This window comes from Leclercia sp. UBA5958 (assembly GCF_002430365.1).
GTDB classification, from domain to species: Bacteria; Pseudomonadota; Gammaproteobacteria; order Enterobacterales; family Enterobacteriaceae; genus Enterobacter; species Enterobacter pneumoniae.
In genome coordinates this window covers 84,532-106,264 of the sequence record NZ_DJCE01000012.1, presented here as the reverse complement: position 1 = coordinate 106,264, position 21,733 = coordinate 84,532, and the positions used below count along the sequence as shown (strand labels likewise).

The following is a 21,733-nucleotide window of genomic DNA, read 5'->3' as shown; positions in this document are numbered from 1 at the left end:
ATCATTATTATTTCCCCTACCCAAAATGAGAGGGAGGAGAGCCCTACCCAAACAAAGTGTGGGTAGTTCGGGAAATCTAAAAAATAGCAAAGCTGCTCTTACCTTATCCGAAATGGCAGTACGTAGCAATTTGCCGCAATAAAATTCTGATTAATTCAATCATGGCCGTTACTCCGTTGGATGTGGGAGTTAGCATCGCTTAATTGACTGACAGAAAATGTCATCCGCCATACTTTTTTTAAATTTCTTGATAAAAACAATGTCACCGACAACAGTAAGGTTTTACGTTATACTTGCCGCCTTTTTCGACAATACGTCGGTTTTTGGCGGGCACACTCCCGCCGCTTCGCACTATTTCAGGAGTCCATCATGCAGCTACCTCATTGCCCGAAATGCAATTCCGAGTACACCTACGAAGACAACGGTCTGTTTATTTGCCCGGAATGCGCCCACGAGTGGAACGATGCCGAACCGGCACCAGACAGTGACGCACTGATCGTGAAAGATGCGAACGGCAACCTGCTGGCCGATGGCGATAACGTTACCGTAATTAAAGATCTGAAAGTAAAAGGCAGCTCTTCCATGCTGAAAATCGGCACCAAAGTGAAGGGCATCCGTCTGGTTGAAGGCGATCACAACATTGACTGCAAAATCGACGGCTTTGGCCCTATGAAATTGAAATCTGAGTTCGTCAAAAAGAACTGATTTCTCCGCCCGGTGAGGCTTCGCTTACCGGGCGGACGAAAACGACACGTAACGGGCTTCTCTTACCTGAGGTAACGATTATGCCGTTACGTCCCTCCCTCTCCTTCGCCGGCACTTGTGCAGAGGCAATCGCCTGTCATCGCCATCGCTTCAACTCTTCAAACTCCCGCAACCAGTACTTAACCTAAATGTCACATTGATCCGCCAGCATGAGGCCACATTTATCGTGAGGCCCGACACATGCACACTGTCATTCGCGTCGAAAAACTGAGTAAGTCTTTTAACCATAATAAGGCGCTGCATGCCGTTGATCTGACCGTCCAGCAGGGCGAAATGGTGGCGCTGCTGGGGCCTTCCGGTTCAGGAAAGTCGACCCTGCTGCGCCATTTAAGCGGCCTCATTGCCTGCGATAAAACGCCGGAAAGCCACGTCGAGCTGCTGGGTAACACCGTCCAGCGCGCCGGCCGCCTGGCGCGTGACATCCGTAAAAGTCGCGCCCAGACAGGCTACATCTTCCAGCAGTTCAACCTGGTGAACCGCCTGACGGTGCTGGAGAACGTGCTGATTGGCGCGCTCGGCAGCACCCCGTTCTGGCGCACCTGTCTGCGCTGGTTCTCCCCTTCCCAGAAACAAGAAGCCCTGCAGGCGCTGACCCGCGTCGGCATGACCCACTTCGCCCACCAGCGCGTCTCCACCCTCTCCGGTGGACAACAGCAGCGCGTCGCCATTGCCCGTGCCCTGATGCAGAAAGCGAAAATCATTCTGGCCGACGAACCCATCGCCTCGCTGGACCCCGAGTCGGCGCGCATCGTGATGGAGACCCTGCGCGACATCAACCAGAACGACGGCATCACCGTGGTGGTCACGCTGCATCAGGTGGACTATGCCCTGCGCTACTGCGAGCGCATCGTCGCCCTGCGTCAGGGACATATCTTCTTTGATGGCGCAAGCCATCAGTTCGATAACGAACGCTTTGACCATCTCTACCGCAGCATTAACCGCGTCGAAGAGCGCACGCAGGCTGCTTAATTCACCCGATCCGAGGAAAGTACATGAGCTACAAAACCGTTGCCGCGCTGGCCTTCACCAGCCTGTTCAGCATCAGCACCCTGTTAAGCCCGGCGTATGCCGAGGAGCAGGAGAAAGCGCTGAACTTTGGCATTATTTCGACGGAATCACAGCAGAACCTGAAACCTCAGTGGGAACCGTTCCTGAAAGATATGGAAACCAAACTGGGGATCAAAGTGAACGCCTTCTTCGCCCCGGACTACGCGGGCATCATCCAGGGGATGCGCTTTAACAAAGTCGACATCGCCTGGTACGGCAACCTCTCCGCGATGGAAGCGGTAGACCGCGCCAACGGCCAGGTCTTTGCGCAGACCGTGGCGGCAGATGGCTCTCCGGGCTACTGGAGCGTGCTGATCGTGAACAAAGACAGCCCGATCAATAACCTCAACGACATGCTCGCCAAACGTAAAGAGCTGACCTTTGGCAACGGCGATCCGAACTCCACTTCCGGGTTCCTGGTGCCGGGCTATTACGTCTTCGCCAAAAACAATATTTCCACCAACGAATTCAAACGCACCGTCAACGCCGGGCACGAAACCAACGCCCTGGCCGTGGCCAACAAGCAGGTGGACGTGGCAACTAACAACACCGAAAACCTCGACAAGCTGAAGACCTCCGCGCCGGACAAGCTGAAAGAACTGAAGGTGATCTGGAAATCACCGCTGATCCCGGGCGACCCGATCGTATGGCGTAAAAACCTCTCAGAAAGCACCAAGGACAAGGTGTACGACTTCTTTATGGCCTACGGCAAAACGCCGGAAGAGAAAGCCGTTCTGGAGAAGCTGGGCTGGGCACCGTTCCGCGCCTCAAGCGACCTGCAGCTGGTCCCGATTCGCCAGCTGGCGCTGTTTAAACAGATGCAGGGCGTGAAGGACAACAAGGGTCTGAAGGAGGAAGAGAAGAGCAGCAAATTGTCTGAAATTCAGGCACAGCTGGACGATCTCGACCGCCTGACCGCCGCGCTCGGCGCGATGACCAGCGTGAATAAAGCGGTGCAATAAATCTTTTCTCCTTCTCCCTGTGGGAGAGGGTAAAAACCGCACCGGACAGTCCCCTCTCCCTTGAGGGAGAGGGTTAGGGTGAGGGGGAAATGCACACGCTGATGCCCTCACCCCGGCCNNCTCCCACAGGGAGAGGGAGAACAGATTAAGGAGTCGCCATGCAAACCATCACTCTCCCACCGCCAAAGCGCAGCTGGTTCTCGCTGATCAGCTGGGCCATCCTGCTGGCGGTGCTTGTTATCTCCTGGAAGGGCGCGGAAATGGACCCGCTGCTGCTGGTGAAAGATTCCGGCAACATGGCCACCTTCGCCGCCGACTTCTTCCCGCCGGACTTCAGCCAGTGGCAGGACTACCTCGGCGAAATGGCCATCACCCTGCAAATCGCCGTCTGGGGCACCGCCCTCGCGGTCATCCTCTCCATCCCGTTTGGCCTGATGAGCGCCGAAAACATCGTGCCATGGTGGGTGTACCAGCCGATGCGCCGCCTGATGGACGCCTGCCGCGCCATTAACGAAATGGTCTTCGCCATGCTGTTCGTGGTCGCCGTCGGTCTCGGCCCCTTTGCCGGCGTAATGGCGCTGTTTATTCACACCACCGGCGTGCTCTCCAAGCTGCTCTCCGAGGCGGTGGAAGCCATCGAGCCTGGCCCGGTCGAAGGCATCCGCGCCACCGGCGCCAACAAAATTGAAGAGATTCTGTATGGCGTGTTGCCGCAGGTGATGCCGCTGTTGATCTCCTACTCCCTCTACCGCTTTGAATCCAACGTTCGCTCGGCCACCGTGGTCGGCATGGTTGGCGCAGGCGGTATCGGCGTCACCCTGTGGGAAGCGATTCGTGGTTTCCAGTTCCAGCAAACCTGCGCCCTGATGGTACTCATCATCATCGCCGTCAGCCTGCTGGATTTCCTCTCTCAACGTTTGCGTAAGCACTTCATCTGAGAAGCGAGGCTTTGATTTCTATGCACTTATCCAGACATCCGACCAGCTACCCAACCCGTTGGCAAGAGATTGCGGCAAAGCTCGAAGTGGAACTTCGCACCCACTACCGCTGCGGGGACTATCTGCCCGCCGAGCAGCAGCTTGCCGACCGCTACGAAGTGAATCGCCACACCCTGCGCCGCGCCATTGACCAACTGGTGGAGCGCGGATGGGTACAGCGCCGCCAGGGCGTCGGCGTGCTGGTGCTGATGCGCCCGTTCGACTACCCGCTTAACGCGCAGGCGCGCTTTAGCCAGAACCTGCTCGACCAGGGCAGCCACCCCACCAGCGAAAAACTGCTCTCAGTATTACGTCCGGCCTCCAGCCACGTGGCGGACGCACTGGGCATTACCGAGGGTGAAAACGTTGTACACCTGCGCACCCTGCGCCGGGTCAACGGCGTGGCGGTGTGCCAGATCGACCATTACTTTGCCGACCTCTCCCTCTGGCCGGTGCTGCAACATTTCGCCAGCGGCTCGCTGCATGACTTTCTGCAGGAGGCCACGGGCATCGCGCTCAAGCGCACCCAGACGCGCATCAGCGCCCGCCGCGCGCAGGCAAAAGAGAGCAAGGTGCTGGAGATCCCCAACATGGCCCCGCTGCTCTGCGTGCGCACCCTCAACCACCGTGACGGCGAGATCAACGCGACGGAGTACTCCGTCAGCCTGACCCGCGCCGACATGATTGAATTCACCATGGAGCACTGAATGCACTTCGATACCGCCACCCGTCAGCACTGGATGCGCGTCCTGGCACATAGCGACCCCGGGGCGTTGCAGGCGCGCGTCTCTGCCCTTGCCCTCACGCCGACCTATGAACTGATCCGCGCACCGGAGAGTGGCCTGGTGCAGATCCAGGCGCGCATGGGCGGCACAGGAGAACGCTTTTTTGCCGGTGACGCCACCCTCACCCGTGCTGTTGTGCGCCTGTCCAGCGGTACTCTGGGTTACAGCTATCAGCTGGGGCGTAACAAACATCATGCCGAGCAGTGCGCCGTTATCGACGCCCTGCTGCAAGAACAACCCTATTTCCAGTCATTGATGGAAACCTTGATTACCCCGCTGGAAGCTGACCGCGCCGCACGCCTTGCTGCGCGTCAGGCTGAAATTAACACCAGCCGGGTCGACTTCTTTACGCTCGTTCGCGGAGATAACGCATGACGCTTCAACCCGCTTTTACCCTCGCCGTCCAGGATGCCCAACAAAGTTTTCGTCGCCTGCTGAAAGCCATGAGCGAGCCGGGCGTCATCGTCTCGCTGCATCAGCTTGCGCAGGGCTGGTTGCCGCTGAACCTCGCCACCACCAGCGTGCTACTGACGCTGGCCGACAACGATACCCCGGTGTGGCTCTCCGGTGCGCTGACCAACGATATCGCCTGTCAGAACCTGCGTTTTCACACCAACGCGCCACTGGTTGAACAGCCCCAGCAGGCGGTCTTCGCCGTGGCCGACGAGCAGATCAGCCACGAGCAGCTCAACGCCCTGAGCGAAGGCACTGCCGTGGCGCCAGAGGCCAGCGCCACGTTGATTTTGCAGGTCACCAGCCTGAGCGGTGGCCGCATGCTGCGCCTGACCGGGGCAGGCATTGCCGAGGAGCGCATGGTCGCCCCTCAGCTGCCGGAGTGCATTATTCATGAGCTGACCGAGCGTCCGCACCCGTTCCCGCTGGGCATCGACCTGATCCTCACCTGCGGCGAGCGCCTGCTGGCCATCCCGCGAACCACCCACGTGGAGGTGTGCTGATGTACGTTGCCGTCAAGGGGGGCGAGAAGGCGATTGCCGCCGCCCACATGCTGCAAGAGCAGAGACGACGGGGTGATGAACAGCTTCCCGAGCTGAGCGTCGCCCAGATAGAACAGCAGTTAAACCTCGCTGTCGATCGGGTGATGACCGAAGGGGGCATCGCAGATCGCGAACTGGCGGCGCTGGCGCTGAAGCAGGCCAGCGGCGATAACGTCGAAGCGATTTTTCTGCTGCGCGCCTACCGCACCACGCTGGCGAAACTGGCGGTAAGCGAGCCGGTGAGTACCCCGGAGATGCGTCTGGAACGCCGCATTTCGGCCGTTTATAAAGATATTCCCGGCGGCCAGTTGCTTGGCCCTACCTACGACTATACCCACCGCCTGCTCGATTTCACCCTGCTGGCGAACGGCGACGCACCGTCGCTTGCCACCTCCGATGCCGCGCAGGAAGCCTCTCCGCACGTCTTTAGCCTGCTGGCGAAGCAGGGCCTCGCAAAAGCGGAAGAAGATTCCGGCACGGTGCCTGACGACATTACCCGCACGCCGCCGGTCTATCCGTGCTCACGATCGTCGCGCCTGCAGCAGCTGATGCGCGGCGACGAAGGGTATCTGCTGGCGCTGGCCTACTCCACTCAGCGCGGCTACGGGCGCAACCACCCGTTCGCGGCGGAGATCCGCAGCGGTTACCTCGACATCGAAATCGTGCCGGAAGAGCTCGGTTTTGCGGTGAACATCGGCGAACTGCTGGTCACTGAGTGTGAAATGGTTAACGGCTTTGTCGCACCGGAAAACGACGACCCGCACTTTACCCGTGGCTACGGGCTGGTGTTCGGCTTGAGCGAGCGCAAGGCAATGGCAATGGCGCTGGTTGACCGCGCCCTGCAGGCACCGGACTACGGTGAGCACGCCGCCGGCCCGGCGCAGGACGAAGAGTTCGTGCTGGCCCACGCGGATAACGTCGAAGCCGCAGGCTTTGTCTCGCACCTCAAGCTGCCCCATTACGTCGACTTCCAGGCCGAACTGGAACTGCTGAAACGCCTGCAACGGGAGCGCAGAAATGGCTAACTTAAGCGGCTATAACTTTGCCTATCTGGATGAGCAAACCAAACGCATGATCCGCCGCGCCATCCTGAAAGCCGTGGCCATTCCGGGCTATCAGGTGCCGTTCGGCGGCCGCGAAATGCCGATGCCCTACGGCTGGGGGACCGGCGGCATTCAGCTCACCGCCAGCGTGATTGGCGAAGCGGACGTGCTAAAAGTTATCGACCAGGGGGCGGACGACACCACCAATGCGGTGTCGATTCGCAACTTCTTCAAGCGCGTCACGGGCGTGAACACCACTGAAAAAACCGAAGACGCGACGCTGATCCAGACCCGTCACCGCATCCCAGAAACCCCGCTCACCGAAGATCAGATTCTGATTTTCCAGGTGCCGATCCCGGAGCCGCTGCGCTTTATCGAGCCGCGTGAAACCGAAACCCGCACCATGCACGCGCTGGAAGAGTACGGCGTGATGCAGGTGAAGCTGTACGAAGATATCGCCCGCTTCGGCCATATCGCCACCACCTACGCCTACCCGGTGAAGGTGAACGGGCGCTACGTGATGGACCCGTCGCCGATCCCGAAATTCGATAACCCGAAGATGGACATGATGCCCGCCCTGCAGCTGTTTGGCGCCGGGCGCGAAAAACGCATCTATGCCGTCCCGCCGTATACCCGCGTGGAGAGTCTCGATTTTGACGACCACCCGTTTACGGTGCAGGCCTGGGACGAGCCGTGCGCTATCTGCGGCTCGCAGCACAGCTATCTGGATGAAGTGGTGCTGGACGACACCGGTAAACGGATGTTTGTCTGCTCCGACACCGACTACTGCCGCCAACAGAGCGAGGCGAAAAGCCAATGAAACCGCTGCTTTCGGTTAACAACCTGACCCACCTTTACGCGCCGGGCAAAGGCTTTAGCGACGTGTCATTTGAACTCTGGCCAGGGGAAGTGCTGGGGATTGTCGGCGAGTCCGGCTCCGGCAAAACCACCTTGCTGAAATCGATCTCCGCGCGCCTGACGCCGCACAACGGCGACATTCTCTACGAAGGCGCCTCGCTGTACGGCATGAGCGAGGCCGAGCGCCGCCGCCTGCTGCGCACCGAGTGGGGCGTGGTGCATCAGCACCCGATGGACGGCCTGCGCCGTCAGGTTTCGGCGGGGGGCAATATCGGCGAACGGCTGATGGCGACCGGCGCGCGCCACTACAGCAACATCCGCGCTACGGCGCAGCACTGGCTGGAGGAGGTGGAGATCCCCGCCTCGCGCATCGACGACCTGCCCACCACCTTTTCCGGTGGGATGCAGCAACGGTTACAGATCGCCCGCAATCTGGTGACCCATCCGAAGCTGGTGTTTATGGATGAGCCTACGGGCGGGCTGGACGTCTCGGTACAGGCGCGCCTTCTCGACCTGCTGCGCGGCCTGGTGGTGGAGCTGAACCTGGCGGTGGTGATTGTCACCCACGATCTGGGTGTTGCGCGCCTGCTGGCGGACCGTCTGTTGGTGATGAAACAGGGTCAGGTGGTGGAAAGTGGGTTAACCGACCGCGTACTTGACGATCCCCATCATCCGTACACCCAGCTGCTGGTGTCATCGGTATTGCAGAACTAAGAGGCCAACATGATCCGCGTAGAAAACGTGAGTAAGACCTTTGTGCTCCACCAGCAAAGCGGCGTGCGCCTGCCGGTACTGCAACACGCCTCGCTGGAGGTCAGCAACGGCGAATGCGTGGTGCTGCACGGCCACTCCGGCAGCGGAAAATCGACCCTGCTGCGCTCCCTGTATGCCAACTACCTGCCGGACGAAGGCCACATTCATATTCGCCATCACAACGAGTGGGTGGATCTGGTGCAGGCTCCGGCGCGCAAAGTGCTGGAGGTGCGTCGCTCAACGATCGGCTGGGTCAGCCAGTTCCTGCGGGTGATCCCGCGGATCTCAGCCCTGGATGTGGTGATACAGCCCCTGCTGGATCTGGGCGTGCCGCGTGAAACCTGCGCCGCTAAAGCCGCCAGCCTGCTAACGCGCCTGAACGTGCCGGAGCGCCTGTGGCACCTTGCCCCCTCGACCTTTTCCGGCGGCGAACAGCAGCGCGTCAACATTGCCCGGGGGTTTATCGTCGATTATCCCATTTTGTTGCTCGACGAACCCACCGCCTCGCTCGACAACAAAAACAGCGCAGCGGTAATTGAACTGATCGAACAGGCCAAAGCGCGCGGCGCAGCGATCGTCGGGATCTTCCACGACGACGCCGTACGCGATCGCGTCGCAGACAGATTGCACCCGATGGGGACCCACGCATGATTATTAATAACGTCAAACTGGTGCTGGAAAATGAGGTCGTTGATGGCTCGGTTGAACTTCAGGAGGGCATCATCCGCGCCTTTGCCGAAACCCAGAGCCGCTCCCCGGAGGCGATGGATGGCGACGGCGGCTGGCTGCTGCCGGGGCTGATTGAGCTGCATACCGATAATCTGGATAAATTTTTCACCCCGCGCCCGAAAGTCGACTGGCCCGCCCATTCGGCGATGAGCAGCCACGACGCATTGATGGTCGCCAGCGGCATCACCACGGTGCTGGACGCGGTGGCAATTGGCGACGTGCGCGACGGTGGCGATCGTCTTGAGAATCTGGAGAAGATGATCAACGCCGTGGAAGAGACCCAGAAACGCGGCCTGAACCGTGCCGAGCACCGTCTGCATCTGCGCTGCGAACTGCCGCACCACACCACCCTGCCGCTCTTTGAAAAGCTGGTAGAGCGCGAGCCGGTTTCGCTGGTCTCGCTGATGGATCACTCGCCCGGCCAGCGTCAGTTCGCCAATATTGAAAAATACCGTGAGTACTACCAGGGCAAATATTCTCTGAACAACGAAGAGATGGCCCGCTACGAAGAAGAGCAGCTTCAGCTTGCAGCACGGTGGTCTCAGCCGAATCGCCTCGCCATAGCCGCATTGTGCCGGGATCGTCACATCGCGTTGGCCAGCCACGACGACGCCACGCCCGAGCATGTACGCGAATCTCATCAACTTGGCAGCGTGATCGCCGAATTTCCTACCACGTTTGCAGCAGCAGACGCCTCGCGCCAGCACGGCATGAATGTGCTGATGGGGGCACCTAACATCGTGCGCGGCGGCTCGCACTCCGGCAACGTGGCGGCCAGCAAACTGGCATCCCTTGGCCTGCTGGATATTCTCTCTTCCGATTACTACCCGGCGAGCCTGCTGGACGCGGCTTTTCGCGTGGCGGATGACGAAGGCAATAGTTTCACCTTGTCTCAGGCCATTCGCCTGGTGACAAAAAACCCGGCAACGGCGCTCAATCTTCACGATCGGGGCGACATTGCCGAGGGCAAACGGGCGGATCTGGTGCTGGCGCATCGCAAAGGCGAGCACATCCATATCGACCACGTCTGGCGTCAGGGTAAACGGGTGTTCTGATGGGACGACTTATCTGGTTAATGGGCCCCTCGGGCTCCGGTAAAGACAGCTTATTGTCGGCGTTACGGCAGCAAGAACATACCCAACTGCTGGTGGCGCATCGCTACATTACTCGCGCGGCCAACGCCGGGAGTGAAAATCATATTGCCCTCAGCGAGCAGGAATTTTTTACCCGCGCCGGGCAAAATCTGCTGGCGCTGAGCTGGCACGCCAACGGCTTCTATTACGGGGTCGGAATTGAGATTGACCTGTGGCTGCATGCCGGGTTTGACGTGCTGGTCAATGGCTCACGCGCCCACCTGCCGCAGGCTCGTGCCCGCTATGAAGCGGCGCTGATGCCCGTCTGCCTGCAGGTGTCGCCAGAGATTCTGCGTAGCCGACTGCAAAGCCGGGGACGCGAGTCGGATCATGAGATAGAGCAGCGACTGGCGCGCGCGGCGCGCTATACCCCAGCGGACTGCCATCTCCTCAATAACGACGGAAGTTTGCTACAGTCAGTCGGTACCTTCTTATCGCTTATCCGTCAAAAGGAGAAACTGCATGCCTGACTGCCATCTTCGCCCCGCCGCCGCCGACGACGCCCAGACGGTTTACGCCCTGATCTGCGAACTGAAGCAGGCCGAGTTCGATCACCAGGCGTTTCACGCCGGTTTTCTTGCCAATCTTCAGGATCACAATATGCGCTATCAACTGGCCGAACTGGACGGGCATGTCATCGGCATGATCGGCCTGCATATGCAGTTTCATCTGCATCACGCCCGCTGGATCGGCGAGATCCAGGAGCTGGTGGTGATGCCGCAGGCGCGCGGCCTGAAGGTGGGCAGTCAGCTGCTGGCCTGGGCCGAGGAGGTTGCCCGCCAGGCGGGAGCGGAACTGACAGAGCTCTCCACCAGCGTGAAGCGCACCGACGCTCACCGTTTTTACCTTCGTGAAGGCTATACGCAGAGCCATTTTCGCTTCACCAAACCGCTGTAGAGAGGGTGAGTGATGAGTTTGACGATTACGTTGACAGGCACCGGTGGTGCCCAGCTGGTACCGGTGTTTGGTTGCGACTGCATGGCGTGTCGTCGGGCGCGCTTGCAAGAGGAGTACCGCCGCCGTCCCTGTAGCGCGGTGGTCAAATTCAACGACGCAGTGACCTTGCTGGATGCGGGGATCCCGCAGCTGATGGATGACTGGCCCGCGGGCAGCTTCCAGCAATTTCTCCTCACCCATTACCATATGGATCACGTTCAGGGGCTGTTCCCGCTTCGCTGGGGCGTGGGCGCGACCATACCGGTCTACGGCCCGCCGGACGACGCGGGCTGCGACGATTTGTTTAAACACCCTGGACTGCTGGATTTTAGCCATACGCTTGAGCCCTTTGTGGTTTTTGAACTCCAGGGGCTGCGGGTCACGCCCCTGCCGCTTAACCACTCAAAACTCACGTTTGGCTACCTGCTGGAGAGCGCCCATAGCCGCGTAGCGTGGCTTTCGGATACCAGCACGCTGCCCGAGAAAACGGTCAAGTTCTTACTCAATAACCAACCGCAGGTGATTATCATCGACTGCAGCCACGCACCGCGCGATGAAGCGCCGCGCAACCACTGCGATTTAAATACCGTGATTGCGCTAAATGAGGTCATTGGCTGTCCGCAGGTGATCCTCACCCACATTAGTCATCAATTCGACGTGTGGATGATGGATAACCCGCTACCGGAAGGGTTTGAAGCAGGGTATGACGGGATGGTGCTGGCGCTGGACTAGTTTTCTCCCTCTCCCCGTACGAGAGGGTTGGAACGGTTTTCCTCCCTCTCCCCGTGGGAGAGGGTCGGGGTGAGGGCATCAGACCGCACAATGTCACCGGTCATAATCCTCTTCCAGCCTGCGCTCATCATCCTCTAAGCGACGCCTGTCATCATCAAGCTGGCGCTGACGCTCATCCAGGCGCTGGCGACGATCCTCTAGCTGCCTGCGGCGCTCGTCATACTGACGGCTGTCGCTACGCCGTCTCTGATCATAACGATCGTCGTCATCATTGTTGCGGTTGCTATTAGGGTTATAGGCGTCGTTGATCGCCTGCTGAATATTGCCAATGGCGTCATCAACAATATCGGCATGCGCCAGCTGACTGGTGAAAGACAGCAGGCAAAATATCAGGGCGGTAGAGTAACGTTTCATAGAGCCAGTCTCGCAAAGGGGCTGGCTTTACGGTAATGAAAGGCCGATAACGCGAGTAGCGGAGGAATCTCAATTCAGCGTCACCTTCCGCAGCGCCTGTGCCAGTTGAGCGCGGGTAAAAGGTTTACGCAACAGCTCCACGTCGGGCAGCGCAGGGTTATGGGCTGGGCGCAGATCCTGGCCGCTCATCAGCAGCAGCGGCAGGTGGGGGAAATGGACGCGAACATGGTTGATCACCTCTGCGCCGCTTAACGCGCCAGGCAGCATTAAATCACTGATAAAGATCTCAATATCCGGCGAGGCCTCCAGCATCTGCAGTGCCTGCTGGCCGGTTTCAGCCTCCAGGGTCAGATAACCCAGTTGATGCAGCTGTTCGCACAACGTCTGACGCACATCGGCTTCGTCCTCCAGCACCAGTACCAGCTGGTCACTGTGCGGTGCCGCTTCAGCATGCGTCGTTTCGCTGTGGATCGCTGCCTGCTGGGTAGCCCGTGGCAGCTGCAGCCTGACGACGGTGCCCTGGCCCGGCGCACTCTCGATCTCGACCCGCCCGCCAGACTGACGCACAAAGCCATAGACCATCGACAACCCCAGCCCGCTGCCGCTCCCGGTCTGTTTGGTGGTGAAGAAGGGCTCAAATACCTGGGCTTTGATCGCCTGTGACATGCCGCAGCCATGATCGATAACCTCCAGCGCCACCATGTCCTGTCGCCGCCCGTCGCTACGGGTCACGCGCTGGTTCCAGGTGCGGATCTTAATCACGCCACTCTGCCCCTCCATCGCATCGCGTGCGTTCATCCCCAGATTGATGATGGCGTTTTCCAGCTGACTGACGTCGATCCACGCCGGCCATGCCGGGCTCTGGGCTTCGATGTCCAGCGAAAGCGTGGCGGGCAGCGAGTGGCGCATCAGCTCCCCCAGGTTTTCCAGCATCGGTTTCATCTCTATCGCCCGTGGATGCAGCGACTGCTTACGCGAAAAGGCCAGCAAGCGCTGCGTGAGGAGCGCCCCGCGCTCCGCCGCTTTCAGGGCGCGCCCCACCCGTGACGCCTCTGGCGATGCAGGGTCAATCAGCTCCAGGCTGCCAATAATCACCGCCAACAGATTGTTAAAATCATGCGCCAGTCCGCCCGTCAGTTGCCCGACGGCCTTCATCTTCTGGCTATGCAGCAGCGCCTCTTCCAGCCCCTGACGTTCGATACGGTCAATCTCCATCTGGCCACTCTTCTCCTTCAGCAACCGGGTCGTGTGCTGCAGAGAGGCGGTATTTCGGGCAAAGACGCTGAACGAACGCGCCAGTTCCCCCAGTTCATCCCGGCGTTGCAGACCGGGTACCGACACCTCCTGCTCACCATGAGCAAGGCGTGACATCGCCCGGGAGATCGCCGTCAGGTTCGACCCCAGATTGCGATAGATGTACCAGCCGGCAAAACCGGTGATCACCAGCGCCAGCAGGGCAAACGCCGTGATAAACAGGCTGATTGAGCGCAGCTCCTGGTGGCTCTGGCGAGTACGCAGTTCGGAGGCCGCCGCCACCTGCTCCACATAGAGATTAATGTCGCTGTTCAATATCGCTACCAGCGCCTTGATGTGGAACATATACCAGCTAATGGCCAGATCGCTCTCCTCCAGTTGCCTGGATAAGGGAGCCAGTCTGCGTAACTCGGCGTTAAAGTCCGGCAGCACGAAATTAACCAGAGGCTGTGCGGCGGTGTGCGGCAGCGAGGCCATCACCGCTTCCAGTTGCTGTATGGTCGCCCGGGGAGAGGGGGTTTCGATGGCCGCGATCAGTAACCGCGCCATCTCGCTCAGTAACTGCCCATCCGGCTGGTTACCGCCAAAGCGGCGGTTAATATCCTGCAGGTGTCGTAAATAACTCTGGCTCTGCCAGAGTGCGCTCAGTAACGCATTGCGCTCCAGATGGCGGCGCTGGCCGCGCTCCAGCATCCCGGTGACGCTTTGCTGCAACGCATTGCTGCGCTCAATAATTCGCGCCACCAGCGCAGGCTCTTTGCGGGCCAGCGGCGCCGCTGCCAGCGTCTCCAGCGAGCGGCGCAGCGCCGTTTGCGTCTGCTTCAGCCGTTCCGCTTCGCTTTTGTACTCCAGCGCGCCTACCACCTGCGATAAACGTACTGCGGAGGTGGTCACATTCGCCGTCTCCCGCGCCAGATTCATGCTGCCGGTCATGTCGTCCAGCGTCTGCTGCTGCACCTGTTCCTGAATCTGGCTGGCGTGGCGAAACCCGAGTATCGCCACCCCGCTTACCATCAGCGTTACCGCGACGACCAGTAGATTGAAGATCAGCAGGCGGCCGCGGGCGCTGGCAAAAAACGAGGGGCGGCGTGATGACATAGGGTTAGGTTCCTCGGCGTTTTTTGTCCCCTCACCCCGGCCCTCTCCCCAGAGGGGCGAGGGGGAAAGGCATGCACCGTGCGGTCCCCTCTCCCCTGCGGGGAGAGGGTTAGGGTGAGGGGAAATGTGATCCACATTACTTATTCATAACTATGACAAATATGAATGGCTTCTGACATTTTGCATTTATCAGGGTGTGATGAAGTGCGGATATCTACCCCCTCAGGAGAGCCGCCATGAGCAGGACCCCGGTCTTAGAGATGCGCAACATTGCCAAAACCTTTGGCAACTTCCATGCGCTTAAGGGTGTGGATCTGACGGTTTTCCCCGGCGAAATCCATGCCCTGATGGGCGAAAACGGCGCCGGGAAGAGCACGCTGATGAAGATCCTCGCAGGCGCCTATACCGCCACCAGCGGTGAGATCCTGATTGATGGTCAGCCGTTTCATATCAAAGGGCCGAAGGATGCGCTGGCCGCAGGCATTACCCTGATCTACCAGGAGATGCAGCTGGCCCCCAACCTCACCGTGGCGGAAAACATCTTCCTCGGTAGCGAACTGTCACGCGGCGGGTTAGTGCAGCGCAAAGAGATGGCCGCCCAGGCGCAGGCGGTAATTGACCGTCTCGGCGCCCAGTTCAAGGCCACCGACCTGGTGATGAGGCTGACCATCGCCGAGCAGCAGCAGGTGGAGATTGCCCGCGCCCTGCACCGCAATAGCCGCATCCTGGTGATGGACGAACCCACCGCCGCCCTCTCCTCACGCGAAACTCACCGCCTGTTCGAACTCATTATGCGCCTGCGCGATGAAGGGATGGCGATCATCTACATCAGCCACCGCATGGCAGAGGTGTACGAGCTTTCCGACCGCGTCAGCGTGCTGCGCGACGGGCAATACGTAGGTAGCCTGACCCGCGACAGGCTTAACGCCCCGGAGCTGGTGCGCATGATGGTGGGCCGGCCTCTCAGCGATCTGTTTAACAAAGAGCGGGATATCCCTCTCGGCAGCCCGCGGCTCAACATTCATCACCTGACCGACAGCGGCAAAGTACAGCCGTGCAGCCTGCAGGTAAGATCCGGAGAAATCGTGGGACTGGCCGGGCTTGTCGGGGCGGGGCGTTCCGAGCTGGCGCAGCTGATCTTCGGGGTGCGCAAGGCCACCGGCGGCATGATTGAGGTGGACGGCGAGCCGGTGGTCATTCACTCCCCTCGCGCGGCCATCGACCATGGCATCGGCTTTTTAACCGAAAACCGCAAAGAACAGGGGCTGTTCCTGGAACTGGCAGCCCAGGAGAACATCACCATGGCGACGCTCGAGCGCGATGCCAGTTGGGGAATGTTAAACCGCAAAAAAGCCCAGTCGATCTCGGACGATGCCATCGCCCTGCTCAATATCCGCGTCCCCCACTCACAGGTGCGGGCGGGTGGCCTGTCGGGCGGCAATCAGCAAAAACTGCTTATCTCCCGCTGGGTCGCTATCGGCCCGCGCATTTTGATCCTCGATGAACCTACGCGCGGTGTGGACGTCGGCGCCAAAAGTGAGATCTACCGGATCATGAACCAGATGGCCCGCAAAGGGGTGGCGATCCTGATGATCTCCAGCGAACTACCCGAGGTGGTGGGAATGAGCGATCGGGTGTATGTCATGCGTGAAGGCAGCATTGCGGGTGAGTTGCACGGCGGGGATATCACGCAAGAAAACATCATGACGCTGGCAACCGGCGTTAACGACTCTCATCAACGGGCGGTATAACCATGACGCACTCCAACACTCCGCAGCAGGTGGCCAAATCGGCCTCCGCCAAAAAAATGCTAATGGGCGATCTGATGCAAACCATCGGCATTTTGCCGATTTTGATTCTGATCGTGGCGGTATTTGGTTTTATCGCCCCCAACTTCTTTACCGAGAGTAATCTGCTGAATATTACCCGCCAGGCGTCGATCAACATCGTGCTGGCAGCGGGAATGACCTTCATTATTTTGACCGGCGGCATTGACCTCTCGGTGGGCTCGATTCTGGGTACCACCGCGGTAGCGGCGATGGTGGTCTCGCTAATCCCGGAGTTCGCCATGTTGTCGGTGCCGGCGGCGCTGATGCTCGGCATGGTGCTGGGGCTGTTTAACGGCGCGCTGGTGGCCTTCGCCGGACTGCCGCCCTTTATTGTCACCCTGGGTACCTATACCGCGCTGCGCGGAGCGGCCTATCTGCTGGCCGACGGTACGACGGTGATCAACTCCAATATCAACTTCGAATGGATCGGCAATAACTATCTCGGCCCGGTGCCCTGGCTGGTGGTGATCGCGCTGGCGGTGATCGTCGTCTGCTGGTTTATTTTGCGCCGCACCACCCTGGGGGTACACATCTACGCAGTCGGCGGCAACATGCAGGCGGCGCGCTTAACCGGCATCAAGGTATGGATGGTGCTGTTGTTTGTCTACGGCATGAGCGGCCTGCTCTCTGGCCTGGGTGGCGTGATGAGCGCTTCCCGCCTCTACAGCGCCAACGGCAACCTGGGCACCGGCTATGAGCTGGACGCCATCGCGGCGGTGATCCTCGGCGGAACCAGCTTTGTGGGGGGCATTGGCACCATCACCGGCACTCTGGTGGGGGCGCTGATTATCGCCACGCTTAATAACGGCATGACCCTGATGGGGGTCTCTTATTTCTGGCAACTGGTGATCAAAGGGGCGGTGATCATCATTGCAGTGCTGATCGATAAATACCGTACCCGACACCATCAAAGTGCATAACAACAATACCCTACGAATCGAGGAAAAAAGTATGCGTTTAAAACCTCTTGTTACCGCGCTCTGTGCCGGCGCACTGCTTGCCGCAACGCCGTTTGTGCAGGCGAAAGAACTGAAGTCCATCGGCGTGACGGTAGGTGACCTCGCCAACCCGTTCTTTGTACAGATCACCAAAGGCGCCGAGCTGGAAGCGCGCAAACTGGCGGGGGATAACGTGAAAGTGACGCTGGTCTCCAGCGGCTACGACCTCGGTCAACAGGTGTCGCAGATTGATAACTTTATTGCGGCGAAGGTCGACATGATCATTCTCAACGCCGCAGATTCTAAGGGTATCGGCCCGGCGGTGAAGCGGGCAAAGGAGGCGGGCATTATTGTGGTCGCGGTTGACGTGGCGGCAGAAGGTGCCGACGCGACCATCACCTCCGATAACACCCAGGCGGGGGAGATGGCCTGCAAATACATTACTGATCGCCTGAAAGGCAAAGGCAATGTGGTGATCATCAACGGGCCGCCGGTCTCTGCGGTACAAAACCGCGTGGAAGGCTGCCAGACCGAGTTCAAGCGTCATCCGGATATCAAAGTGCTTTCCGATAACCAGAACGCCAAAGGGAGCCGCGAAGGCGGGCTGGAGGTGATGACCTCCCTGCTGGCGGCTAATCCGAAGATTGATGGGGTCTTCGCGATAAACGATCCTACGGCGATCGGCGCCGATCTGGCAGCAAAACAGGCACAGCGTAAGGAGTTCTTTATCGTGGGGGTGGATGGCAGCCCGGATGCGGAAGAGGCGCTGAAGCGGGAGAACTCGCTGTTCGTGGCAACCCCGGCGCAGGACCCGCAGGTGATGGCGGCCAAAGCGGTCGAGATTGGCTATGACATCCTGCAGGGCAAACCGGCACCAAAAGAGCCGGTGCTGATCCCGGTCACGATGATTGATAAGAACAGTGTGGGTAATTACAAAGGCTGGACGGTGAAGTAACCGTTGTGCGGCCTGTTTCCCCTCACCCTCTCCCGCCTGAAGGCCGCGGGAGCTTTCCTCCCTCTCCCTTGAGGGAGAGGGTCGGGGTGAGGGGGACAGCACATCATTCAAGGAGTCCCCATGAAACGCTCCGACATAAACGAAATCCTCGGCCACACGCGGCAATTTTTCTCTATGCACAATGTGCATTTACCCCCTTTCGCCAGCTTTCCCCCCACCCAGTGGCAACAGCTGGATCGCCACGCCTGGCGTGAAGTATTTGACCTGAAACTGGGCTGGGACGTGACAACCTTTGGCAGCAATAACTTTTACGCCCAAGGGCTGACGCTGTTTACCCTGCGCAACGGTTCACCCAACGGCGTGCCTTATGAGAAGTGCTACGCCGAAAAAATCATGCACGTCCGCGACGGGCAAGTTACCCCCATGCACTTCCACTGGCGAAAACGCGAAGACATCGTTAACCGCGGTGGGGGAAATTTAATTATCGAGCTGTGGAATGCGGACGGGCACGAAGAGACCGAAAACACCGACGTGACGGTGGTTATCGACGGCAACATCCAGACTCATGCACCGGGAAGCCAGCTACGCCTGACGCCTGGCGAGAGCATCTGCCTGACGCCGGGTTTGTATCACAGCTTCTGGGGCGAGCGCGGCTTTGGCGATGTGCTGGTTGGCGAGGTGTCATCGGTCAATGACGATGAACACGATAACCACTTTTTGCAGCCATTAGCCCGCTACAACCCTGTCGAAGAGGACGAGTCCGCCGTGCTGGTGCTGTGCAACGAGTACAACCTGTTTCGCCTGTAAGGAGTGAACCATGCCATTAATCTCTCTCGCCGACGGGCTGGCTCACGCCCGTGAGCATCGCTATGCCCTGGGGGCGTTTAACGTTCTCGACTCCCATTTCCTGCGGGCGCTGTTTGCCGCCGCCAGGCAAGAAAACTCCCCGTTTATTATCAACATCGCCGAAGTGCATTTTAAGTATCTCTCCCTCGACTCGCTGGTGGAAGCGGTAAGGTTCGAAGCTGCCCGACATGATATCCCTGTGGTACTTAACCTCGATCATGGCCTCCATTTTGAGGCGGTAGTGCGGGCATTGCGCTTAGGATTCAGTTCGGTGATGTTCGACGGCTCCACCCTCAGCTACGAGGAGAATATTCGCCAGACCCGCGAAGTGGTGAAAATGTGCCATGCGGTTGGGGTGTCGGTAGAGGCCGAACTGGGAGCCGTGGGAGGCGATGAAGGGGGCGCGATCTACGGTCAAGCGGATGAAGCATTCTTTACCGATCCGCGGCTCGCCCGTGATTTCGTCGATCAAACCGGTATCGATGCCCTGGCGGTGGCGATCGGCAATGCGCACGGCAAATACAAAGGTGAGCCGAAGCTGGATTTCGCCCGGCTCGACGCCATTCGCCAGCAGACCGGTCTGCCGCTGGTGCTGCATGGGGGTTCCGGTATTAGCGATGCGGATTTCCGCCGTGCCATCGAACTGGGAATTCATAAAATCAATTTCTATACCGGTATGTCGCAGGCGGCGTTGACCTCGGTAGAGCAGCGGATGGCCAACCGACAGCCGATTTATGACGAGTTCGCAGAGTTGCTGCTGGGCATTGAAGAGGCGATCGCCGACACCGTGGCTGAGCAGATGCGTATCTTCGGCAGCGCGGGGCAAGCCTGATGGAACGCAAGGGCATTATCGCCGCAGGCAATATGCTGGTGGATCATGTTCACCAGGTCGTCAACTGGCCAGAGCGCGGCTGGCTGGCAGAGATCACCCACAGCGAGCGCGCCACCGGAGGCGCTCCGCTCAACGTCCTTCTTACGCTGGCAAAAATGCACACAGGCCTGCCTTTGCAGGCGGTGGGGCTGATTGGCGAAGATAACGACGGCGATTACATTATGGCGATGCTCGACCAGTATCACGTCAACCGCCAGCGGGTAGAGCGTACCAGCTTTGCCCCCACATCCATGTCGCAGGTAATGACCGACCCTAGCGGCCAGCGCACCTTTTTCCACTCTCCCGGCGCCAATCGTCTGCTGGATCTTCCGGCCTTCGAGCGGCTGGACGACAGCCTGAAAATCTTTCACCTCGGTTATCTGTTGCTGCTGGATAGCCTGGACATGCCGGACGCGTCGTTCGGTACCCGCGGGGCTCGCCTGCTGGCGCAAATGCGCGATCGGGGCTTCAAAACCTCCCTCGACCTGGTCTCCCGCAAGGGCGACCCACGCTATCAGCCGCTGGTGCGCCCTGCCCTGCGTCACGTTGATTATCTGGTCATTAACGAGCTGGAAGCGGGGGAGTTCAGCGGACTGGAGATGCGCGACAGCCAGGATACGCCCGATCTGGCCAATATCGCCCAGGCGGCCGCGCGGCTGCTGGCGGCAGGGGTCAACGAGCGGCTGGTAATTCACTGCCCGGAAGGCGCATGGGGGCAAGAGCCCGGTCAGGAGGGGCGCTGGATCCCCTCCTGGCGGCTGTCGCAATTAGAGATCATCGGTAGCGTGGGGGCGGGCGACGCGTTTTGCGCCGGTTTTTTATACGGTTGCCATGAGTCGCGGCCGCTGGAGGAGAGTATCCTGCTGGCCCACGCCTGCGCTCGCGCCAGCCTGCTGGCGGCCAATGCTATCGACGGTGCGAAAACGTTGCCGGAGTTACAGCAGTTTATTGATGAGCATCGTCAGGGGTTAAGCGGCGCGGTCGCCGTCCAGCACATCGGCTGAAAAGACATAGCCCAGCCCGCGGATGGTTTTAATGAGCAGCGGCTGATGTGGATTTACCTCAATTTTGCGCCGCAGACGCATAATCAGCACATCGATGGTGCGGTCAAACACGTCGGCGCTTTCGCTATGCGTCAGCTCCAGCAGCTGTTCACGGCTCAGCACACGGCGGGCGTTTTGCGTCAGCGCCAGCAGCAGGCTGTACTCTCCCTGGGTAAGCGGCACTACGCTGCGCTGGGCGTCGCTCAGTTCGCAGCGTTGGGTATCCAGCGTCCAGCCGTTAAAGCTGATACCGCCGTGACGAACGGCGACCGGCTCGGCGGCCAGCGCCCCGGTACGACGTAACACCGCTTTGACCCGGGCCACCACCACCCGGGGATTGAAAGGCTTACCGATGTAGTCGTCGGCCCCCATCTCCAGCCCCACCACCACATCCGATTCGCTGCCTAAGCCGGTAAGCATGATGACCGGAAGCGCCGGACGCTGTTTTTGTAGCTGCTGTAAAACCTGCAACCCGTTGATGTCAGGCAACATCATATCCAGCAGCACCAGCGCGATGGAGGCGTCGCTCTGCGCCAGGCGCAGGGCTTCATGGCCGGTATGGCACACATGCACCGTAAAGACATGCTCGTTCAGCACATCCTGCAGCAGTTCGCACACGGCGGTATCGTCATCGACGACCAGGATCGCGGGTTTCATCGCACAGTTCCGTCAGGGAGGTCACTTTCAGTCTGGCCGATTCTGCCACTGGCTCCAGCCGTTTCGACTTTTGTGTATCGAAATTTCAGGCGACATCACATCCCGCAGGGGAT

At 59.5% G+C, this 21,733-nt stretch carries 24 protein-coding genes; 21 read left to right on the top strand and 3 right to left on the bottom strand.

Translation table 11 applies throughout. The features are described 5' to 3' along the window. Positions 1–369 precede the first annotated feature (369 nt). From B2Q93_RS18820 to phnP, 15 genes are all read left to right on the top strand, one after another. Positions 370–705, top strand: a complete 336-nt coding sequence (locus B2Q93_RS18820) for a zinc ribbon domain-containing protein YjdM (RefSeq protein WP_040077554.1) — start codon at positions 370–372, stop codon at positions 703–705. A 240-nt stretch (positions 706–945) separates the two neighbouring features. Then, the gene (gene phnC, locus B2Q93_RS18815; RefSeq protein ID WP_286934061.1) at positions 946–1,734 is read left to right on the top strand and encodes a phosphonate ABC transporter ATP-binding protein; all 789 of its coding nucleotides are present in this window, start codon (positions 946–948) and stop codon (positions 1,732–1,734) included. A gap of 23 nt (positions 1,735–1,757) precedes the next feature. Further along, positions 1,758–2,774, top strand: coding sequence for a phosphonate ABC transporter substrate-binding protein (gene phnD, locus B2Q93_RS18810; RefSeq protein WP_286934060.1), 1,017 nt, complete (start codon positions 1,758–1,760; stop codon positions 2,772–2,774). A 158-nt stretch (positions 2,775–2,932) separates the two neighbouring features. After that, positions 2,933–3,712, top strand: a complete 780-nt coding sequence (phnE, locus tag B2Q93_RS18805) for a phosphonate ABC transporter, permease protein PhnE (protein WP_286934058.1) — start codon at positions 2,933–2,935, stop codon at positions 3,710–3,712. 20 nt (positions 3,713–3,732) lie between these two features. Beyond that, positions 3,733–4,458 (top strand): phosphonate metabolism transcriptional regulator PhnF, encoded by a 726-nt coding sequence (phnF, locus tag B2Q93_RS18800; RefSeq protein WP_046885503.1) that lies wholly within the window; start codon positions 3,733–3,735, stop codon positions 4,456–4,458. Beyond that, positions 4,459–4,911, top strand: coding sequence for a phosphonate C-P lyase system protein PhnG (phnG, locus tag B2Q93_RS18795; protein ID WP_046885504.1), 453 nt, complete (start codon positions 4,459–4,461; stop codon positions 4,909–4,911). After that, positions 4,908–5,492 (top strand): phosphonate C-P lyase system protein PhnH, encoded by a 585-nt coding sequence (gene phnH, locus B2Q93_RS18790; protein ID WP_040077560.1) that lies wholly within the window; start codon positions 4,908–4,910, stop codon positions 5,490–5,492. The genes phnG and phnH overlap by 4 nt, the downstream gene beginning before the upstream one ends. After that, entirely contained in the window at positions 5,492–6,556 is a 1,065-nt protein-coding gene (locus B2Q93_RS18785) for a carbon-phosphorus lyase complex subunit PhnI (RefSeq protein WP_286934056.1), read from the top strand. The genes phnH and B2Q93_RS18785 overlap by 1 nt, the downstream gene beginning before the upstream one ends. After that, the gene (phnJ, locus tag B2Q93_RS18780; RefSeq protein ID WP_040077562.1) at positions 6,549–7,394 is read left to right on the top strand and encodes an alpha-D-ribose 1-methylphosphonate 5-phosphate C-P-lyase PhnJ; all 846 of its coding nucleotides are present in this window, start codon (positions 6,549–6,551) and stop codon (positions 7,392–7,394) included. The genes B2Q93_RS18785 and phnJ overlap by 8 nt, the downstream gene beginning before the upstream one ends. Then, positions 7,391–8,146 (top strand): phosphonate C-P lyase system protein PhnK, encoded by a 756-nt coding sequence (phnK, locus tag B2Q93_RS18775; protein WP_046885507.1) that lies wholly within the window; start codon positions 7,391–7,393, stop codon positions 8,144–8,146. Before phnJ ends, phnK begins: the two co-directional genes overlap by 4 nt. A gap of 9 nt (positions 8,147–8,155) precedes the next feature. After that, positions 8,156–8,836: a phosphonate C-P lyase system protein PhnL gene (gene phnL / locus B2Q93_RS18770; RefSeq protein ID WP_046885508.1), complete on the top strand. Its 681-nt coding sequence runs from the start codon at positions 8,156–8,158 to the stop codon at positions 8,834–8,836. After that, positions 8,833–9,969, top strand: coding sequence for an alpha-D-ribose 1-methylphosphonate 5-triphosphate diphosphatase (phnM, locus tag B2Q93_RS18765; RefSeq protein ID WP_286934054.1), 1,137 nt, complete (start codon positions 8,833–8,835; stop codon positions 9,967–9,969). The genes phnL and phnM overlap by 4 nt, the downstream gene beginning before the upstream one ends. Next, the gene (phnN, locus tag B2Q93_RS18760) at positions 9,966–10,517 is read left to right on the top strand and encodes a ribose 1,5-bisphosphokinase (RefSeq protein WP_154298836.1); all 552 of its coding nucleotides are present in this window, start codon (positions 9,966–9,968) and stop codon (positions 10,515–10,517) included. Before phnM ends, phnN begins: the two co-directional genes overlap by 4 nt. Next, positions 10,510–10,944, top strand: a complete 435-nt coding sequence (gene phnO / locus B2Q93_RS18755; RefSeq protein WP_286934052.1) for an aminoalkylphosphonate N-acetyltransferase — start codon at positions 10,510–10,512, stop codon at positions 10,942–10,944. Before phnN ends, phnO begins: the two co-directional genes overlap by 8 nt. Positions 10,945–10,956: 12 nt before the next feature. Next, positions 10,957–11,715: a phosphonate metabolism protein PhnP gene (gene phnP / locus B2Q93_RS18750; RefSeq protein WP_040077570.1), complete on the top strand. Its 759-nt coding sequence runs from the start codon at positions 10,957–10,959 to the stop codon at positions 11,713–11,715. 93 nt (positions 11,716–11,808) lie between these two features. Here the strand turns inward: phnP and yjdP are convergent, their stop codons facing one another. Then, positions 11,809–12,129 (bottom strand): DDRRRQL repeat protein YjdP, encoded by a 321-nt coding sequence (yjdP, locus tag B2Q93_RS18745; protein WP_040077571.1) that lies wholly within the window; start codon positions 12,127–12,129, stop codon positions 11,809–11,811. A 69-nt stretch (positions 12,130–12,198) separates the two neighbouring features. Then, positions 12,199–14,481 carry an ATP-binding protein gene (locus B2Q93_RS18740; protein WP_286934050.1) on the bottom strand — a complete coding sequence of 761 codons (2,283 nt, stop codon included), beginning with the start codon at positions 14,479–14,481 and terminating at the stop codon, positions 12,199–12,201. A gap of 236 nt (positions 14,482–14,717) precedes the next feature. Between B2Q93_RS18740 and B2Q93_RS18735 the strand changes: the two genes are divergently transcribed. The 6 genes from B2Q93_RS18735 (at position 14,718) to B2Q93_RS18710 (ending at position 20,924) form a co-directional block, all read left to right on the top strand. Continuing rightward, a complete protein-coding gene (locus B2Q93_RS18735) occupies positions 14,718–16,232 on the top strand; it encodes a sugar ABC transporter ATP-binding protein (RefSeq protein ID WP_046885512.1) in 1,515 nt (504 codons plus the stop codon). Positions 16,233–16,234: 2 nt separating this feature from the next. Further along, a complete protein-coding gene (locus B2Q93_RS18730) occupies positions 16,235–17,230 on the top strand; it encodes an ABC transporter permease subunit (protein ID WP_040077573.1) in 996 nt (331 codons plus the stop codon). Positions 17,231–17,261: 31 nt separating this feature from the next. Further along, the gene (locus tag B2Q93_RS18725) at positions 17,262–18,203 is read left to right on the top strand and encodes an ABC transporter substrate-binding protein (RefSeq protein ID WP_046885513.1); all 942 of its coding nucleotides are present in this window, start codon (positions 17,262–17,264) and stop codon (positions 18,201–18,203) included. Positions 18,204–18,323: 120 nt separating this feature from the next. Beyond that, positions 18,324–19,010: a D-lyxose/D-mannose family sugar isomerase gene (locus B2Q93_RS18720; protein WP_286934047.1), complete on the top strand. Its 687-nt coding sequence runs from the start codon at positions 18,324–18,326 to the stop codon at positions 19,008–19,010. Positions 19,011–19,020: 10 nt separating this feature from the next. Continuing rightward, positions 19,021–19,881, top strand: a complete 861-nt coding sequence (locus tag B2Q93_RS18715) for a ketose 1,6-bisphosphate aldolase (RefSeq protein WP_286934045.1) — start codon at positions 19,021–19,023, stop codon at positions 19,879–19,881. After that, the gene (locus tag B2Q93_RS18710; protein WP_286934043.1) at positions 19,881–20,924 is read left to right on the top strand and encodes a carbohydrate kinase family protein; all 1,044 of its coding nucleotides are present in this window, start codon (positions 19,881–19,883) and stop codon (positions 20,922–20,924) included. Before B2Q93_RS18715 ends, B2Q93_RS18710 begins: the two co-directional genes overlap by 1 nt. Here B2Q93_RS18710 and B2Q93_RS18705 read toward each other — a convergent pair. Then, positions 20,889–21,620 carry a response regulator gene (locus tag B2Q93_RS18705; RefSeq protein WP_040077577.1) on the bottom strand — a complete coding sequence of 244 codons (732 nt, stop codon included), beginning with the start codon at positions 21,618–21,620 and terminating at the stop codon, positions 20,889–20,891. The genes B2Q93_RS18710 and B2Q93_RS18705 overlap by 36 nt on opposite strands. Positions 21,621–21,733 lie beyond the last annotated feature (113 nt).

Excerpts from the sequence above, each read along its gene's own strand:
- B2Q93_RS18820 (WP_040077554.1), top strand. The coding sequence starts at position 370 with ATGCAGCTACCTCATTGCCCGAAATGCAATTCCGAGTACACCTACGAA.
- phnC (WP_286934061.1), top strand. The coding sequence starts at position 946 with ATGCACACTGTCATTCGCGTCGAAAAACTGAGTAAGTCTTTTAACCAT.
- phnD (WP_286934060.1), top strand. The coding sequence starts at position 1,758 with ATGAGCTACAAAACCGTTGCCGCGCTGGCCTTCACCAGCCTGTTCAGC.
- phnE (WP_286934058.1), top strand. The coding sequence starts at position 2,933 with ATGCAAACCATCACTCTCCCACCGCCAAAGCGCAGCTGGTTCTCGCTG.
- phnF (WP_046885503.1), top strand. The coding sequence starts at position 3,733 with ATGCACTTATCCAGACATCCGACCAGCTACCCAACCCGTTGGCAAGAG.
- phnG (WP_046885504.1), top strand. The coding sequence starts at position 4,459 with ATGCACTTCGATACCGCCACCCGTCAGCACTGGATGCGCGTCCTGGCA.
- phnH (WP_040077560.1), top strand. The coding sequence starts at position 4,908 with ATGACGCTTCAACCCGCTTTTACCCTCGCCGTCCAGGATGCCCAACAA.
- B2Q93_RS18785 (WP_286934056.1), top strand. The coding sequence starts at position 5,492 with ATGTACGTTGCCGTCAAGGGGGGCGAGAAGGCGATTGCCGCCGCCCAC.
- phnJ (WP_040077562.1), top strand. The coding sequence starts at position 6,549 with ATGGCTAACTTAAGCGGCTATAACTTTGCCTATCTGGATGAGCAAACC.
- phnK (WP_046885507.1), top strand. The coding sequence starts at position 7,391 with ATGAAACCGCTGCTTTCGGTTAACAACCTGACCCACCTTTACGCGCCG.
- phnL (WP_046885508.1), top strand. The coding sequence starts at position 8,156 with ATGATCCGCGTAGAAAACGTGAGTAAGACCTTTGTGCTCCACCAGCAA.
- phnM (WP_286934054.1), top strand. The coding sequence starts at position 8,833 with ATGATTATTAATAACGTCAAACTGGTGCTGGAAAATGAGGTCGTTGAT.
- phnO (WP_286934052.1), top strand. The coding sequence starts at position 10,510 with ATGCCTGACTGCCATCTTCGCCCCGCCGCCGCCGACGACGCCCAGACG.
- phnP (WP_040077570.1), top strand. The coding sequence starts at position 10,957 with ATGAGTTTGACGATTACGTTGACAGGCACCGGTGGTGCCCAGCTGGTA.
- yjdP (WP_040077571.1), bottom strand. The coding sequence starts at position 12,129 with ATGAAACGTTACTCTACCGCCCTGATATTTTGCCTGCTGTCTTTCACC.
- B2Q93_RS18740 (WP_286934050.1), bottom strand. The coding sequence starts at position 14,481 with ATGTCATCACGCCGCCCCTCGTTTTTTGCCAGCGCCCGCGGCCGCCTG.
- B2Q93_RS18735 (WP_046885512.1), top strand. The coding sequence starts at position 14,718 with ATGAGCAGGACCCCGGTCTTAGAGATGCGCAACATTGCCAAAACCTTT.
- B2Q93_RS18730 (WP_040077573.1), top strand. The coding sequence starts at position 16,235 with ATGACGCACTCCAACACTCCGCAGCAGGTGGCCAAATCGGCCTCCGCC.
- B2Q93_RS18725 (WP_046885513.1), top strand. The coding sequence starts at position 17,262 with ATGCGTTTAAAACCTCTTGTTACCGCGCTCTGTGCCGGCGCACTGCTT.
- B2Q93_RS18720 (WP_286934047.1), top strand. The coding sequence starts at position 18,324 with ATGAAACGCTCCGACATAAACGAAATCCTCGGCCACACGCGGCAATTT.
- B2Q93_RS18715 (WP_286934045.1), top strand. The coding sequence starts at position 19,021 with ATGCCATTAATCTCTCTCGCCGACGGGCTGGCTCACGCCCGTGAGCAT.
- B2Q93_RS18710 (WP_286934043.1), top strand. The coding sequence starts at position 19,881 with ATGGAACGCAAGGGCATTATCGCCGCAGGCAATATGCTGGTGGATCAT.
- B2Q93_RS18705 (WP_040077577.1), bottom strand. The coding sequence starts at position 21,620 with ATGAAACCCGCGATCCTGGTCGTCGATGACGATACCGCCGTGTGCGAA.